Raw genomic sequence first — 16,338 nt, 5'->3', positions numbered from 1 at the left:
GGGGCCTGGTCACCGGAGGGACTTGCTGAGGGAGTCGACCTCGTCGTACGCCTCTTGCACGGCCTGGTCGGCGGAGACCTGGCCGGCGGCGAGGTCGGCGGCGGCCTTGGCGACGGGCAGTTCACCGTTGGTGGCGCCGACGAGGGCTCCCTGGCCCTGTTCGATGCCCCAGCGCTTCATGTTGCTGACGCCGTCGGCTAGTTGGTTCAGCAGCGACTTGGGGTACGCCTTGTCGAAGGCCACCCGGTGGTCCACGCCGATCTTGCTGTGCATCCACGCAGTGCGGTACTTCTGCGGGTCGTCGGCGGTGCCCTCGCGGACGGGGATCTTGCCCTCGGGGGCCATGCCGAACCAGTCCTGGTAGCCGCCGCTCATCAGGTAGTCGACGAACTTCTTCGAGGCCCCGGTCTCCGCGTCGCGGGTGATGGTCCAGGAGGACACCTCGCCGAACTGGGCGGAGTCCTTGCCGCTGCCGTCGCCCAGGTCCGTGACGATGCCGCTGTTCTTCGACAGCCAGCCCGTGTCGTCCTTGCAGGCGTCGCAGCTCGGTTCCGCGTCCGAGCGCAGTCCGGCGAGTTCGTCCAGCAGCATGGAGGACCAGACGACCATGCCCGAGCGGCCCGCGAAGTAGGTGTCGCGGGTGGTGTCCACGGTCTGGGTGCCGGCCGGTCCGTAGGTGCCGGACAGCTTGCCGTAGGTGGCGAAGGCGCGCTCGCAGGACTTGCTGTTCAGCGTCACCTTGCCGGTGTCGTCGACGAGTTGGCAGCCGCCGGCGAGGGCGATGTCCTCGAAGCTCTGCTGGGTGAAGACGTCGTTGGGGTCGCTCGCGAGCGACATGCCGCTCATATCGCCCTTGTCGAGCGTCCTGGCCGCCTTCAGCAGGGCGCCGTACGAATCGGGCGCCGACAGGCCCTTCTTCGCGAAGAGGTCCTTGCGGTAGGCGACGATCTGCATCCAGGAGTCGCTCGGCACCGCGATCTGCTTGCCGTCGTCGTTGGTCAGGCGCAGCGCGTTGCTGTTGAACGTGCCCTTGCCCAGGGCATCGACGACCTGGGCGGTGGCCTTCGTGTTGAGCAGACCGTTGGTGTACATCTGCCACGTCGAGGCCAGCGAGACGCCGCCGATCACGTCGGGGAGGTCGCCTGCCGCGGCGGCGGACATGATCAGTTGGGGCAACTGGTTCTCGTCCACTCCCACGAGTTTGACGTGGATCCCCGAGGACGCCTCGAACCTGGCGACGATCTTCTTGGTCGCCGCCATGCGGGGCGCGAGGTTCTCCAGCGACCACACGGTGATGCTGCGGTCGTGGGCGCCGGAACTCTGCGCGGCGCACCCTCCGAGGAGCGAGGCGGCAAGCGCCGCGGCAGCTCCCGCGGCGATCGTCCTCGATCGCCGCAACCAGTTCGCCATGTGCCGTCCTAACAGGTGCCGTGTACAGGTGCTGTGTGCGTACTCGACGCATCACAGCATCACTTTTGCCTGTTGACAAGACTTAAGTCTGGGATACCTTCGCCATAAGTCGCCTTCGGGTGACTGCCAATGAAGCGAAAGTAGTTCGGAGCTGCCCCGTGGAATCCGTCGTTCAGTTCACCGGCCCCCGCCAAGTGGAGGTCGCCGCCTGCGAGACAAGCCCTCTGCCGCCGGGTCACATACGGGTCCGCACGCGGTACTCGGGCATCTCCGCCGGGACCGAACTGACCGCCTACCGAGGTACGAACCCCTACCTCACCCGCACCTGGGACCCCGAGGCCCGCCTGTTCCGCGACGGGGCGGCCGGCATCGAGTACCCCGTCGCGGGCTGGGGCTACAGCGAAGTGGGCGAGGTCACGGAGGTCTCCCCGGAGCTCGCCGGAACCGACGGCGTGCCCGAGCCCGGCCAGCTGGTCTGGGGCATCTGGGGCCACCGCAGTGAGGGCATCGTGCCCGTGGAGCGCATGCGCCACCACGGTCTGCCCGACGGCCTCGAACCCTTGGCCGGGGCCTTCGCCCGCGTCGGCGCCATCGCCCACAACGCGGTCCTCGCCGCCGACATCCACCTCGGCGAGGACGTCGCCGTCTTCGGACAGGGCGTCATCGGCCTCCTCGCCACCCGTCTCGCCCGCCTCAACGGCGCCCGGGTCACCGCCGTCGACGCCCTCGACGTCCGCCTCGCGAAGGCACACGAGTACGGCGCCCACCACACCCTGAACGCCCGCACTGACGCGGTCGCCGAGACCATCCGTGAGCGCACCGGGGGCCGCGGCGCGGACGTCGCCATCGAGATCAGCGGCGCCTACCCCGCCCTGCACACGGCACTGCGCTCGGTCGCCGTCGCCGGACGCGTCGTCGCCTCCGGCTTCTACCAGGGCGACGGCGCCGGACTGCGACTCGGCGACGAGTTCCACCACAACCGCGCCCAGATCGTGTGCTCCCAAATCGGCGGAGTCCCGCCCCAGTTGATTGGCCGATGGGACGTCGAACGGTTGCAGCGGACCTTCCTGCGCCTGGTCGCCGACGGCGAAGTGGACGTCAAGTCCCTTGTCAGCCACGTCGTTCCGGCCGCGGACGCCGCCGACGCGTACGTCCTTCTCGACGAGCACCCCGCCGACGCCCTCCAGGTTGTCCTGGAATTCTGAGGAGCCCCTCCATGCCGCACGACATCCTCAAGACGGCCTGCCAGGAACAGCTCCTGCCCGGCGAAACCCTCCAGCAGAAGTGGGAGTTCGCCCAGGAGGTCGGCTACGACGCCGTCGAACTGCGCGCCAAGGGCGACCTGCACTTCGCGTCGCGCCTGCCCGAACTGCGCCGCGCGCTCGCCGACGGCGTCGTCATGCCCACCGTGTGCGTCGAGATGCTGCACTTCTTCGGCGCCTTCGACGCCGACCTGCGCCGCGACGCCATCGACCAGATGAAGTCCCAGCTCACCGTCATCGGCGAGTTGGGCGGCCTCGGTGCCCAAACCCCCGCCAGCTACGGCATGTTCTCCCGCCGCCTGCCGCCCTTCGAGCCGCCGCGCGGCGAGGAGGAGGAGCGCGAGATCCTGCTGTCCGGGCTGACCGAGCTGGGCGAGCACGCCGGCGCCGAAGGAGTCACCCTCTTCCTGGAACCGCTCAACCGCTACGAGGACCACATGGTCAACCGCCTGGAACAGGCGGCCGACCTGATCCGCGAAGTCGGCCTGGACTCCGTCCGGATCGGCATCGACGCGTACCACATGAACATCGAGGAGGCCGACCCCGCCGCGGCCATTCTGGAGTACGCCCCGTACATCGGGCACGCTCAGGTCTCCGACTCCAACCGCTTCCAGCCCGGCGCCGGCCACCTCGACTGGCCCGCCTGGCTCGGTGCGCTGCGCTCCGCCGGATACGACGGTTACCTGGCCGCCGAGTGCCGGCTGACCGGCGACCCGGTCGAAGCCGTCCGCTCGATCCCGGCCTTCCTGCGGCGAGCCGCCCGATGAGCCTCGCCGCCCTCGGCGCCCCGCCCGCGACCGACGGTTCGCCGTCGTCCCGCGCGGCGGTGCGCGCCGCCGCCGTACGGGTCCTGCTGCGCAACTGGCAGGGCCGGTTCACCGTCCCCTCCCGCTCGCTCTACCCCCACCAGTGGTCCTGGGACTCCGCGTTCATCGCGCTCGGTCTACGCCACCTCTCGCCCCGCCGTGCCCAGAGCGAACTCGAACACCTGATGAGCGCCCAGTGGGGCGACGGACGGCTGCCGCACATCGTGTTCAGCCCCGCGGTCCCGCACGACGCCTACTTCCCGAGCCCCGACTTCTGGCGCTCCACCACCGACGGCCACGAGCGGGGCGCACCGGCGGGACAGCACACCTCCGGCATCGTCCAGCCGCCCGTCCACGCGCTCGCCGCCTGGCACGTCCACCTCGCCGCTCCCCGAGAGTCGCGACGCCGGGACTTCCTCGCCCGCCTCTACCCGCGCCTCGCCGCCTGGCACCGGTACCTCCTCGACGCACGCGACCTCGGCGGCGCCGGGCTCGCGGCCATCGTCCACCCGTGGGAGGCGGGGCTGGACAACAGCCCCGTGTGGGACGCGCCGCTCAGCCGGGTACATCCCGTCCCGCCCGCCGACTACCGGCGCGCCGACCTGGACCACAGCGCCGCCGCCGACCGCCCCACCGACCTCGACTACGGGCGCTACGTGCGGCTCGCCACCCAGTACCGCGACAGCGGCTACGACGACGCGGGCCCGCACGGGTTCGCCGTCGAGGACCCCTGCTTCAACACGCTGCTCATCGCCTCCGAGTACGCCCTCGCCCACATCGCCAGTGAGCTGCACGCGGACCCGCTGGCCCACCTGCACCGCGCGGAACACCTCACCCGCATCCTCGTCGACCGCCTGTGGGACCCGGACCAGGGCCTGTTCGCGGCCCGCGACCTCAACGCCGGGGGCGGGCCCGCTCCGCTGCCCGGCCGCAGCATCTCCGGACTCGTGCCGCTGCTGCTGCCCGGACTGCCGGCGCCCGTCGCCGACGTCCTGCTGGACACCGTGCGCGGACCGCACTTCCGCCTCGCGACGACCGTGCTGCCGCCCAGCTTCGACCTGGAGAGCGCCGAGTTCGACCCGTCCCGCTACTGGCGCGGGCCGGCCTGGTTCAACACCGCCTGGCTGGTGTACCGCGGGCTGCTGGCCCGGGGCGAGGACGCGGCGGCGGCGGCCCTGCGCGAACGGCTTGGCAACGCCGCCGTCACCAGCGGCTTCGCGGAGTACGTCGACCCCTTCACCGGCGAGGGGCGCGGCATCCGCGACTTCAGCTGGACGGCCGCCCTGACCTTGGACCTCCTCCAGGAAGAGCAGTTCGTATGACCGACCCGACCGACCGGCGGCTCCTCGTCCACGACGGCACGTTCGCGGCACTCGACGCGGCGGGCGACATCCACGGACACCGGGGCACGTCGCCCGACGGCCTCTTCCAGCACGACACGCGCCACCTCAGCAGGTGGCTGCTCACCGCGGACGGCGCCCCCCTCACCCGGCTCACCGCGGACGGCGACACCGCCGTCCTCACCCCGCCGGGCACCCGTGACGAGCCCCCGCGGTACACCCTGTGGCGGCGCCAGGAAGTCAGCGACGGGGTCCTGCGCGAGCGGCTCCTCGTCCGCTCCAACAGTGCTGCGGACATCCGCGTCGCCCTCACCCTGGAGGCCGACGCCGACTTCGCCGACCAGTTCGAACTGCGCGGCGACGACCGGCACTACGACACCCCCGGCGCCGTCCACGCGGTCACGTGCTCGGCGGAGGGCGCCGTCCTCACGCGCACGCGCGACACGTGGCGGGTCGGCACGCACATCACGGGCGCGCCCCCCGCCGACACCGTGGACCAGGCACCCGGCTCGACCCGGCTGCACCTGCGGTGGGAGCTGAAGCTCCAGCCCGGCGAGCAGACGACGATCACCCTGACCGCACGGCCCGAACACCCCGCCGCGCGCCCGCTGCCCCCGGCCGGACCGCTGCACGTCGCCCACCGGCCCGCGACATCGTGGCCCGAGCTGGAGCACGCCTGCCGCCAGGGACTGGCCGACCTGGAGTCCCTGCGCGTCCCGGCCGCGGGAGCGGACGGCGAGGCACTGCGCCCGCCCGGCGCCGGCATCCCGTGGTTCCTGACGCTGTTCGGCCGCGACTCGCTGCTCACCTCGCTGTTCGCCCTGCCCTACGCCCCGGAACTGGCCGCCGCCACCCTGCCCGCCCTCGCGGCGGTCCAGGGCACGGCGCACGAGGAGACCCGCGTCGAGCAGCCGGGCAAGATCGCGCACGAGATACGGCACGGCGAACTGGCGCACTTCGGCCAGATCCCGTACGGCCGCTACTACGGCTCGGTGGACTCCACCCCGCTGTTCCTCGTCCTGCTCGCCGCCTACACCGACGTCGCGGGCGACGCCCTGGCCCGCGCTCTGGAGCCCCACGCCAGGGCCGCCGTGGGGTGGCTCCTCACCGACGGCGGACTGCGCGACCACGGGTACCTGGTCTACCGGTCGGGCGACGCCCACGGGGGACTGGTCAACCAGAACTGGAAGGACTCCGCGGGCGCGATCTGCTTCCGCGACGGCACCCCAGCGACGGGGGACATCGCCGTCGCCGAGGCGCAGGGCTACGCGTACGACGCGCTCGTCCGCACGGCCCGTCTGTCCCGCACCGTCTGGGACGACCCGGCGTTCGCCGACCTGCTGGAGGCCGAGGCGGCCGAACTGCGGGACCGGTTCACCCGCCACTTCTGGATGGCGGACGAAGAGTTCCCGGCGCTCGCCCTGGACGGCGAGGGCCGGCAGGTGGACGCGCTGGCCTCCGACGCGGGACACCTGCTCTGGTCGGGGATACTCCCGCCCGCCCTGGCCGCCACGACCGGCCGCAGGCTGATGCGGTCGGACTTCTTCTCCGGCTGGGGAATCCGCACGCTCGCCTCCGGTCAGCGCCCGTACCACCCGCTGTCGTACCACCGCGGCAGCATCTGGCCGCACGACAACGCGATCGTCGCGCTCGGCCTGGCGAAGGCCGGGCTGACGGCGGAGGCACACACCCTAGCCCGCGGCCTGGTCGACGCCGCCGCGCTCCACGACTGGCGGCTGCCGGAAGTGATGGCCGGCTACGGCCGCGACGAGCACCCCACCCCCGTCCCCTATCCGCACTCCTGCTCGCCCCAGGCGTGGGCGGCGGCCACCCCGCTGGCGCTGCTGAGCGCGGTCGGACAGGGGCCGACGGCCGCGGGGGAGGCAGCGGCGTGAGAGACGGCCTGCCCACTCCCCGCGGGAGCGGGCAGGCCGCCCGGGGCGCCCACCCCGCCCGGGACATGGCCGAATTCATGGACGGCGATGCGCTTGCACGGTCGACGACACGGAGCACGGCGTGCGGGAGCGTCTGTGTGGTCCGCGCCCGGGCGGCGAGCCCCCGGGGCGCCGCATCGCGCCCGTCGTCCGTGCGGCTGAGATCAATCGCTCGACTGGACGTCGGCCACTTCCTCCACCAGCCGTACTGGGCGATGCAGTCCTTCGCGTACGACCACGTCAAAGCGCAGATGTACTTCGCCCAGCACCGGGTGGGCACCAGCGCGGGCCACAACGGCGACCTGTAGGGGTCCGGTTCCAGATGGGGGTGTCGGGATCCGTGTACTTCAGAACCATCCCGTCCGCGTACCGGAAGCGCGCGAGCGTCTCGCCCGCGCCGTTCGTCGGAGTCGCCGCCCTCGATCCACAGGTATGGCAGCGCGCCGGCGCCGGCCGGCTCCACGCCCAAATGATCGACAGTTTCGCCAAGCTCCCGCGGCCCGCGATCGACCCGTACGCCAACCGCCTCCTGGTCCGTTACGCGACGCAAGGAGCCCGCCGACCGCGTCTGGCGCATCGCGGTGTTCTCGATGGCGGACGCCGTCGCGGGACGGCTGGGCCAGGACAACCGGATCGCCGAGCGCGCGATCCCCAACAACGACCGAACTCGGCCTGACCGACGCCGACCTCTTCCAGGGCATCGCGCTCTGCGGCCGGTTCGCGTACCTCCTGTACGGCGTCCCGAACCGGACCTCCTAGGATCTCCCGGACGGACCTGGCCGGCAACGTCCTGGGCGCCTCCATGATCCAGGGGTTCGGCCACGGTTCCTCCATACCTGGTGACCCTTGACCTGAACGCGACCGGCGGCGCGTACTAAGACAAGTTCGCGACCGGCGCCGGTGCCTCGCTCAACGGCCGTGAGCCCCAGGGAGCGGCGATCTGGATGGTCTCGGGTGCCTCGCGACTCGCCTTCGGCCACTCCTCCAGGCAGACCGCCGACACCGACCACTTCGAGGCGAGCGTCTTCTACAAGAGCGACCTCGTCAACTGGCCTACAGGGAAAGCGACTTCGTCAACTGATCGATAGGGAAGGGGCGGTGGCCGTGTCCGGTGGTTCGCCGGATGCGGTCATGGCTTCCTCATGGGCGGGTCAAGGAATGTGCGCGGATCTTGTTCGGCGGGCTTGTTCTCCTAGGCTTTCGGGGGATCGGGGCATGACCGAAGGTCCCTCTTTCCGTGAGTTTTCCCGAAGGACCATAGGGCTTGTAGGGCCCGTAGGAGATGACGCAGCGTGCAGGCCGGAATAGTGCCCGACTGGGTCTTCGTCCTGCCCGCGGTGCTCCTCGTGGGATGGATCCCGACCTGGTGGGGGAGCCGACGGCTGCGGTGGATCGCGCTGTCCACCGCGGCCGTCGTCTGCGGGTTCTTCGTCGTCATCGGCTGGCAGACGACGGGGCCCGCGCCGGACCCGCGGACCCTCCACTGCTCGCCCCTCTTCGCGTGCATGGACTACAACTCGGTCTACGTGCTCGCGTCCGGGCTGCTCGGCCTGGTGTGCTGGGTGGTGCTGACCATCCTGACGCTGATGGCCGAGATCGTCGTCAGCGTGAGGCGGAGGGCGTAGACCCGACGGTGCCTGACGATTCGTCAGATGTGTCGTGCTTCCTCACGTCCGGGACCTCAGCACGTCCACCTCGCACCCCGGTGCGAAAGGGTCGAAGCCGTGCTCGGCCAGCCAGCGCACCGCCTGCAGGCTGCGGACCGACCACCATGCGCGGATCACGTCGAGGTCGACGGCGGTTCCGTAGCCGGTGAGGACCTCGGCGAGGTGTCCTCGTGTCCGAGTGTGAACGTGGCGAGGTCGTACAGGGCGTCACCCCGGCCCGCCTCGGACCAGTCGATGATCCCGGTGACCTCGTCGCTGTCCACGAAGACGTGGGCGATCTGGAGGTTCACCGCGAACACGTCGTCCCGCAGCGTGCTGCGCCCCGCCGCGTCGATGCCGGCCGCGCCGATCGCCGCGAGGTACGGGTCGCACTGGCTGTCGTTGCCGGAGGCGCCCAGGGCGGAGGAGAGCGCGCCGCCGCCGCTGGTGCCGTTGACGACGATCCGCTCGGCACTGCCCGGCATGGCGGCGTCGTTGAGACGCAGGTAGCGCACCGCCGCCTTCGCGTCGACCACCGCGGCCGGGGCCTTGCCCGGCGACGAACCGTCCGCGCCCACCAGCCCGCGGCTGCGGTTGGCGACGTCCACGAAGACGTAACCGGCCTTCAGCGCCGCGCCCACGTTGCTCGTCGAACTGTTGCAGGAGGCACCGGCGGTGACGCTGGCCTTGAGGTAACTGGCCATCCACCCCGAGTTCTTCACGGCGAAGTAGATGGGCGCCCGCTGGTCCCCGAAGGCACTCTCGGGCACGAACACGTTCATGGACTCGTAGCCGCAACGGGTGTTGCCGATGGTGGTGGTCCCGCCCATCCCGGGCTGCTGCGCGGCGGCGGCGACCGGGTTGCGACGTAGCAGAGTTCCTTGTACCAGCGAACGTTGACCGGCTGGCCGTCGACCGTGACGGTGATCGGCGTGTAGGCGCTCCTGTCGAACGCCAGCGCCGCGTCCTGAGCGTCCACAACATGGCCCCGCTCGTGCGCGGGGGACGCGACCGCGAACGAGGCCGGCGTCACGACCGCCGTCAGGGCGAGGGAGCCGGCGATCGCCATACCGCGCAGGAGGCGCTTGCGGGCAGGGGCGCGTCCTTCCTGGACTCTTGCGGGGGGGAAAAAAGCGCGGTGCGTCCGGAGGACGTCGAGAGTCGCTGCATGGAGTCTCCTCGTTGAGCGCCAAGTAGCTTTGCCTGCCTCGGGATCAAGGCGTCGAGCACGCTACGAGATTGTCAACAATATGCACAGCGATTCTGCGTACATTCATGTTGACGTTTCTGGCCCTCTGCCCACAGGGGCGCCCCGTCCCGCTCCCGCATGCGTCATCTCCTGGTCGGCGGGACATTGGAAGGGCAGAGGGCGTCGCCGGTCGGCGGTGCCTCGGCGGCCCCGGGCCGCAAGCCCCCGATGGAAGGCGTATCCGTCATGGCCAAGGACAAGAAGCTCAGGAAGGGCGACCGGGTCTCCTGGGGCAGTCACGGGCACACCGTCCCCGGCGAGGTGAAGAAGAAGGTCACCGGCCGCGCGGAGGTGGCCGGGCGCACCGTCGACGCGTCCGCCGACGAGCCCCAGTACGAGGTCGAGAGTGACAACTCCGGCCGCCGGGCCGTTCACCGGCCGGAGTCCCTGCGCAAGAGGTCGGGGAAGGAGGGCGGGAGTTCCAGGTGAAGGACAGTTCGCGGGCGGAAGCGTCCGGCGGGGCGGAGGTGCCCCATGGGGCGGAGGTGCCTCACGGGGCGGGCGGCGGTGGGGGCGCCGAACCCGAGCAGCAGGCGCTCTTCGCATGGTCGGAGGCCGCCGCCCCGCTGCCCGCCGCGCCGTCCCAGCCCTTCCGTGACAGCCCCCGCGCCCGCCGCATGCTCGACGTCCGCGAGGTCTACGCCGAGCCTGCCGCCCTCGACACCCCGCGCGGCCGGCAGATCATGGCGCGGTTGACGGGGGCGGGGCGGCCGGAGGGGGCGGACGGGCGCCCCGGCGGAGTGCGCCTCACCGAGGTCGACAGCCACTGGCTGATTCCGTCCCTGCACGGCAACGACGGCAACGTGGCCCGGTGGGTGCGGGTCAAGACCGAGACGCTCGTCCTCGGCGTCAAGCACTCCCTCGCCACCCGGCCCAACGGCAGGTCCGCCGACTGGATCGCCCCCGGCGCCTCCAACGGCTGTGCGATGGCCTGCGCCTACTGCTACGTTCCGCGCCGCAAGGGATTCGCCAACCCCATCACGCTGTTCACCAACATCGAGGCGATCGTCGCCCACGTCCAACGCCATGTGCGCGCCCAGGGGCCCAAGTCCGAGCCCAACCAGTGCGATCCGGACGCGTGGGTCTACGACATCGGCGAGAACGGCGACTGTTCCGTCGACGCCCTGGTCTGCGACAACACCGCGGACCTGGTCGCCGCGTTCCGTCAACTGCCGACCGCCAAAGCATCGTTCGCCACCAAGTTCGTCAACCCCGACCTGCTCGGCTACGACCCCCAGGGGCGCACCCGCGTACGGTTCTCCGTCATGCCGGCCGACGACGTACGGCTGTTGGACATCCGCACCAGTCCCGTCGACGAACGGATCGCCGCCGCCGCGGACTTCCTCGACGCCGGGTACGAGGTCCACTTCAACCTCTCGCCCGTCGTCCTGCGCCCGGGCTGGCAGCGGGACTGGGCCGAACTGCTCACCCACCTCGACGACGTCCTGCCCGCACGCGTGAAGGAGCAGGCCGCCGCCGAGATCATCATGCTCACCCACAACCGGGCGCTCCACGAGGTCAACCTCGGCTGGCACCCCCGGGCCGAGGACGTCCTGTGGCAGCCCGGGGCCCAGGAGGCGAAGCGCTCCCAGAACGGCGCGCTCAACGTCCGGTACGCACAGGACGTCAAGCGGAAGTCACTCGCCCGCATGCGGGAACTCATCGCCGCACACGCACCCTGGCTGCGCATCCGGTACGCCTTCTAGCCCCCCTGACGCCCACTCAACTTGGTTGCACAGTAAGCCGTTTGTCATTTTCCGGCCTCCTGCGTGCCGCTGCTTCAGGCCGCGTCCCCGCCAACCGGTGCCCATTCAGGACACAGCCGGGAGGCGCTGTTGCGCCCGTTGTCCGACCCGGTCGAGAGTGGGCAGGGACGTGCACCACGGGACCGACTCGGACCGGCTCGGGTCGACTCGGGATCGACTGGAGATCGACTGACGAGCGACCGGCGAACGACTGGCGAACGACTGGGACCAACTCGGGGGAAGAGATGACGCGTTCGGATCTGCGCGCACTGTTCCGTTCCAACCATCACGACCTGTCCGCGGAGGAGGTCTTCTCGGACCGGGAGGACGAGTGGAACGCCGTCGCCCGGAGCGTGGCGAGCTGCCTCTCCGCGATGACGACCCCCGGGTTCGACGTCCAGGACCTGGAGGAGCCCCGCCGCAACACACTGGTCTTCTACGGTGTGGGCGGCATCGGCAAGACCATGCTCTCCCGCAGTGCCGCGCAGAAGCTCGCCGACGGCAGCACGGGGCCTCCGCAGTGGCAGCCCCTTCCCGAGCTCGGCGTGCGGCTGCTCCCCGTACGGATCGACCTGTCGCGTCAGGCGGGCAACGACTTCGAGGCGCTGATACTGGCGCTGCGGCTCTCCGTGGCACAGCTTGGGCGGCCGATGCCCGCCTTCGACCTGGCGCTGCGCCGCTGGTGGGAGGCCAACCACCCCGGGCAGTCGCTGGCGGAACACCTGCGCGGCAGCCGGCTCCTCAACCGCCTCTCCGGCACGGTGACCCTGCCGTCCCAGGTCGAGTCGGCCCTGTCGGACCTGGCGCAGGCCCTGCTGATGCCGGGCACCGTCGGCAGTGTCGTGGGCCAGGGGCTGCGCACCGTCGTACGGGCCCTGCGGGAGCACTGGCAGGAGGTGCGCGCACTGGCCCGGTGCCGTCGCCTGGCGGACCTGCTGGAGGCGGAGCCCGACCTGGAGACGCTCAGCTACTACGCCCACCTGCTCGCCTGGGACCTGTCCTGCCTGCCCGCCAAACAGGCCGCGTTGCCCGTGGTGTTCCTCGACACGTTCGAGGACGTCGGCGACCGCAGCCACCGGGAGCTGGAACGCCTGGTGCAGCGGGTGGTGTGGCTCATGCCCAACGCGCTCTTCGTGGTGACCGGACGCAACAGGCTCCAGTGGGACGAGGCCAGGCTGGAGGGCCAGCTCGACTGGGCCGGCCCGCGGGCCTGGCCGCTGCTGGCCCCGGGGACGGACCAGGACCCGCGCCAGCACCGCGTCGGATACCTGTCGGCGCACGACTGCGAGAGCTACCTGTGCCGTCGGCTGACCGCCCACGGGGAACCCCTGATGGACGGCGAGACCCGGCAGTTGGTGGTCCAGCGGTCGGGCGGGCTGCCCCTGTTCCTGGACCTGGCGGTCATGCGCTTCCTCGACCTGTACGGGCAGCGCGGCGGCAGTCCGAGCCCCGACGAGTTCAACTTCGACTTCCCCGCCCTCGTTGCGCGTACCTTCCGTGACCTGTCGGTGGAGGAACGCCAGGTGCTGCGGGCGGTGAGCCTGCTGGACTCCTTCTCGGTCGAACTGGCCACGGCCGCCGCGGGCTACGACCGGGACTCGCCCGCCCTGCAACTGATCGACAGGCCCTTCATCGACCAGAACCCGTCCGCCCCGTGGCCGTTCCACCTGCACGCCCTGGTGCGCGACGCGATCCGCAACACGGACGCCGACAGCGCGGACCGGTGGAGCGACGCCGACTGGCACCGTGCGGCACGGCGCGCCTTCGACGCGCTCGGGAAGGAACTCGGCGCGGCCGGGCCGCAGGGCCGGCGCGGACTTCTGCTGGCCTGCCTGCGCCAGGGGCTGCGACTTGCCCGCGACCATCACCTGGACCCCGGCTGGCTGACCGCCGCCGCGTTCTCCTACGTCGAGGACTCCGTCTGGGAGCCGATCGACCTCGACGTCGACCCCGCGCGGATCGCGACGCCCGCCGAGGCCCTGGCGGCGGTCCTGCACGCGACGGCCAGCCGCCAGCACGTCCACCGGCAGCAGACGGCCGACCTGCTGGAACGCGCCCTGGGTTCCGGCCTGTTGCCGTCCGGGGCGGAGGAACTGGCCCAGTACCACCTGGCCGAGTGCGCCCGCGACCTCGGCCGCCTGGAGGACTCCGCCGCCGGTATGCGCCGGGTGGCCCTGGCGGGCGGCCGGCTCTCGCAGCGCGCCGCACGCGGTCTGGTGCACCTCAGCAGGCGCCTGGGACGCTTCCCCGAGGTCCTTGAGGCTGCCGAGGTCCTCGGACCGGACGGCCGCAGGCTCCGGGTGCTCGGAGACCTGTGGTGGACCCAGGGCGACATCGCGGCCTCCTGTTCCGCGTACGCTTCCGCACGCGACGAGGCGGAGTCCCTGGGGCTGCGGGGCGAGGCGGCACTGAGCCAGGCGTGCCTGGCGTTCGCCGCGGCGTTCGAGGACCGCGGCAGGGCGCAGGAACAGATCGACAGGGCGCGGGCCATGCTGCGGCAGGCCGACATCCGCTGGGCCACGGTGCAGGTGGACATCGCCGAACTGCTGCGTGACGCGGGAACGGACGAGGCGCTGCCGGAACGGGCGGAGGCGGTGGTGGCACAGGCGCAGGCGAGCGGCCTGACGTCGTCGGCCGCGTACGCGCGCCTCGCCGCCTGCTTCCACGCCGCGGTCGCGGAGGACGACCGGCTGGCCACGACCGCCCGGGAACAGCTGCGAAGCTGCGTGCGCGGGGCGGAGTTCGCCTACCTGGTCGAGCTGTCCCACTTCATGACCGACGGACCCGGACCCGTACCGGGAGCGGTCCGCGAACTGCCCCGTTCGGACTGGATCGACGGGCCCGGGCGGACCGCCGACCGCTGGGCGGCCCTGGTCGCGGGACGTCGCCGCCGTATCCCGTACGCGCCCGGATAATACGGACATGGCTTCCTACACCACCGCCGCCGACCTCGATCTCCCGCTGATCGAGGCGCGGTACGGGCTCACCGCCCTCGAACTCGTGCCTATGGACGGGGGGATGGCCAACTCCAGCTTCCTCGCGACCTCGCCCGACGGCCGGTTCGTCCTGACCGTCCTCGACAACCACGGGGCGGACGGCGCGGCCCGACTCGCCGCGCTCACCGAGGAGTTGTTACGGCGGGGCGCACCCACCAGTGAACTGGTGCCCACCCTCGACGGTGGCCGTGTCACCGAGACGCACGGGCGCCCCGTGATCCTCAAGCGCTGGTTGTCGGGACGGACCCTGCCCGCGCTGCCGCCCGAGTCCCTGCGCGCGGCGGGGCGTCTGCTCGGCGAACTGCACGGGATTCCCACCGCGGGACTGGCCCTGCCGGTCGCCACCCGCCGCCTCTCGGCCGACCATCTCCGGGCCGTGGGAACCTTCCCCGACAGGCGGTTCGCGCACTGGCTGACGGCGCGCCTGGACCGTCTCGGAGGAACGGCGGCCGAGGGACCGGCCGACGACGCCAGGTGCGGGTTCGTCCACGGCGACTTCCACGCCGACAACATCGTCGTACGCCCCGACGGGACCCTGGCCGTCCTGGACTGGGAGACGGCGACGGTCGACGACCAGCTCCTCGACGTCGGCATGGCCCTGGTCGGCCACGCCCGGGAGGGGGAGGGGTTGTCACCTGCGCGGGCCGAGACGTTCGTCGCGGGTTACCGGCAGGTGGTGGACCTGACGGAGTCCGACCTGCGACGGCTGCCCTCCGCCGTCGAGTACGCGGCGCTGATCATCGCGTTCCACCGATACAACCGGCACCACGTGAGGTTTCCCGACCCGGCGAAGGCCCACCTGTTCCAGCAGATGACCAGGGTTGCCGAGACGGCCGACGCGCTGTCCTTCACACGACGGCGCTGACCCGGCTGTCCGCCCCGGTGGGCAGGTCGGCGGGCCAGTGCGCCCGCACGGCCTCGACCAGCGGACGGACCTCGCGGTAGAGATCCTGCTTCGCCGGGGACGGGTGCGTGATGTGGTGGCGTACGTAGCGGTGGTAGGCGATGACGATCGCCGCGTACACGGAGGCGTCGCGCAGCGCCGCGGAGTCCACGTCGGCCGACGGTGCCGCGCCCGTGTAACCCGCCACCAGGCTGCGCACCATCTCCGGCGAGAAGACCCCGTCCTCGTTCCGGCACAGCCCGACCACGGCCATGCCCAGGTCGATCAGCGGGTCGTCGAGCGACGCGGTCTCCCAGTCGAGGAACACCACCTCGTCGTCGGCGGTCACGACGATGTTGTCGGGAAACAGGTCACCGTGCACCAGGGTCGCCTTCACCTCCCGCTCGGTGAAGGACGTGACGCGGTCCCACTCGTCGAGCAGCCACGAGGCGAACTCCCGGTCGGTGAAGTCCCGACAGCGGCGGCGGGCCTCCGCGGTCAGCCGGCGCCCCTGGTGAGGCACGTCGAGGCTGTCCGGCGGCAGACTGTGGACGGCGGCCATGGCGGCCCCCGTCCGTGACAGGAGCCCGGCGGACAGTGTGTCCCAACACGCGCCTTCCACATAGGGTTTGAGCAGTACGGGACGTCCGCGATGACTGGTCACCATGCTGCTCCCCATGCCCGTGCCCGTGCTTCGGCCCGAGCCGGGGACCGTGGCCGTCAGTGGGATCGGTGACAGGTCCCTCTCTCCCAGCTGGCACAGCAGTTGGGAGAGACTCTTGGCGGAGGCGAAGGTGTGGTTGTCCAAAACCGTTAGCACGTAACGTTGTTGACCGGCCGCCACCACATAGCTGGAGTTGGCCATGCCGCCGTCGATGGGTTCCAGGCGGTCGGCCTCCAGCCCGTAACCGTGGCAGATGCGCCGTACGTCGGGGGGTGTGAGCTGTGTGTAGCGGGCCATGGTGGGTGGAACTCCTTCTTCTCTCGTCTCCGCCCGAGCCATGGCCGAAGAGCCGTTCCCTGCATCGTCGTTGCCGCTGTGTGCTGTGTGCTGTGTGCAGAGTGCT

12 protein-coding genes and 1 pseudogene are annotated in these 16,338 nt (G+C 71.3%); 10 read left to right on the top strand and 3 right to left on the bottom strand.

Annotated features, from left to right (window positions below; genetic code table 11):
* Positions 1 to 9: 9 nt before the first annotated feature.
* A complete protein-coding gene (locus ACFZA0_RS26880) occupies positions 10 to 1,410 on the bottom strand; it encodes an extracellular solute-binding protein (RefSeq protein ID WP_391021567.1) in 1,401 nt (466 codons plus the stop codon).
* A 158-nt stretch (positions 1,411 to 1,568) separates the two neighbouring features.
* Between ACFZA0_RS26880 and ACFZA0_RS26875 the strand changes: the two genes are divergently transcribed.
* The 6 genes from ACFZA0_RS26875 (at position 1,569) to ACFZA0_RS26850 (ending at position 8,377) form a co-directional block, all read left to right on the top strand.
* Complete coding sequence (locus tag ACFZA0_RS26875; RefSeq protein WP_391021565.1) at positions 1,569 to 2,615, top strand: zinc-binding dehydrogenase; 1,047 nt, start codon at positions 1,569 to 1,571, stop codon at positions 2,613 to 2,615.
* A 23-nt stretch (positions 2,616 to 2,638) separates the two neighbouring features.
* Positions 2,639 to 3,439 (top strand): TIM barrel protein, encoded by an 801-nt coding sequence (locus ACFZA0_RS26870; protein ID WP_391021833.1) that lies wholly within the window; start codon positions 2,639 to 2,641, stop codon positions 3,437 to 3,439.
* On the top strand, positions 3,436 to 4,800 hold the full coding sequence (locus ACFZA0_RS26865; RefSeq protein WP_391021563.1) for a hypothetical protein: 1,365 nt from the start codon (positions 3,436 to 3,438) through the stop codon (positions 4,798 to 4,800). The genes ACFZA0_RS26870 and ACFZA0_RS26865 overlap by 4 nt, the downstream gene beginning before the upstream one ends.
* Entirely contained in the window at positions 4,797 to 6,713 is a 1,917-nt protein-coding gene (locus tag ACFZA0_RS26860) for a glycogen debranching N-terminal domain-containing protein (RefSeq protein ID WP_391021561.1), read from the top strand. The genes ACFZA0_RS26865 and ACFZA0_RS26860 overlap by 4 nt, the downstream gene beginning before the upstream one ends.
* A gap of 191 nt (positions 6,714 to 6,904) precedes the next feature.
* Positions 6,905 to 7,060: a hypothetical protein gene (locus ACFZA0_RS26855; protein WP_391021559.1), complete on the top strand. Its 156-nt coding sequence runs from the start codon at positions 6,905 to 6,907 to the stop codon at positions 7,058 to 7,060.
* A gap of 984 nt (positions 7,061 to 8,044) precedes the next feature.
* Positions 8,045 to 8,377, top strand: coding sequence for a hypothetical protein (locus tag ACFZA0_RS26850; protein ID WP_391021557.1), 333 nt, complete (start codon positions 8,045 to 8,047; stop codon positions 8,375 to 8,377).
* 42 nt (positions 8,378 to 8,419) lie between these two features.
* On the opposite strand, the pseudogene ACFZA0_RS26845 reads toward ACFZA0_RS26850, so the two are convergent.
* Positions 8,420 to 9,102 (bottom strand): annotated as a pseudogene (locus ACFZA0_RS26845) (phosphotransferase).
* Positions 9,103 to 9,833: 731 nt separating this feature from the next.
* Here ACFZA0_RS26845 and ACFZA0_RS26840 point away from each other — a divergent pair.
* From ACFZA0_RS26840 to ACFZA0_RS26825, 4 genes are all read left to right on the top strand, one after another.
* Positions 9,834 to 10,076, top strand: a complete 243-nt coding sequence (locus tag ACFZA0_RS26840; RefSeq protein ID WP_391021555.1) for an HVA1 family protein — start codon at positions 9,834 to 9,836, stop codon at positions 10,074 to 10,076.
* A gap of 56 nt (positions 10,077 to 10,132) precedes the next feature.
* Complete coding sequence (locus ACFZA0_RS26835; protein WP_391021831.1) at positions 10,133 to 11,353, top strand: spore photoproduct lyase family protein; 1,221 nt, start codon at positions 10,133 to 10,135, stop codon at positions 11,351 to 11,353.
* Positions 11,354 to 11,637: 284 nt separating this feature from the next.
* The gene (locus tag ACFZA0_RS26830) at positions 11,638 to 14,307 is read left to right on the top strand and encodes an ATP/GTP-binding protein (protein ID WP_391021552.1); all 2,670 of its coding nucleotides are present in this window, start codon (positions 11,638 to 11,640) and stop codon (positions 14,305 to 14,307) included.
* Positions 14,308 to 14,314: 7 nt separating this feature from the next.
* On the top strand, positions 14,315 to 15,253 hold the full coding sequence (locus ACFZA0_RS26825) for a phosphotransferase (RefSeq protein WP_391021550.1): 939 nt from the start codon (positions 14,315 to 14,317) through the stop codon (positions 15,251 to 15,253).
* Here ACFZA0_RS26825 and ACFZA0_RS26820 read toward each other — a convergent pair.
* Positions 15,237 to 16,232: a phosphotransferase gene (locus tag ACFZA0_RS26820; RefSeq protein WP_391021548.1), complete on the bottom strand. Its 996-nt coding sequence runs from the start codon at positions 16,230 to 16,232 to the stop codon at positions 15,237 to 15,239. The two genes, ACFZA0_RS26825 and ACFZA0_RS26820, sit on opposite strands and share 17 nt — an antisense overlap.
* Between the last annotated feature and the right edge of the window lie 106 nt (positions 16,233 to 16,338).

The sequence above is a fragment of the Streptomyces sp. NPDC008150 genome (genome assembly GCF_042956945.1).
Taxonomy (GTDB): domain Bacteria; phylum Actinomycetota; class Actinomycetes; order Streptomycetales; family Streptomycetaceae; genus Streptomyces.
This window is presented reverse-complemented; position numbering and strand designations above follow the sequence as displayed.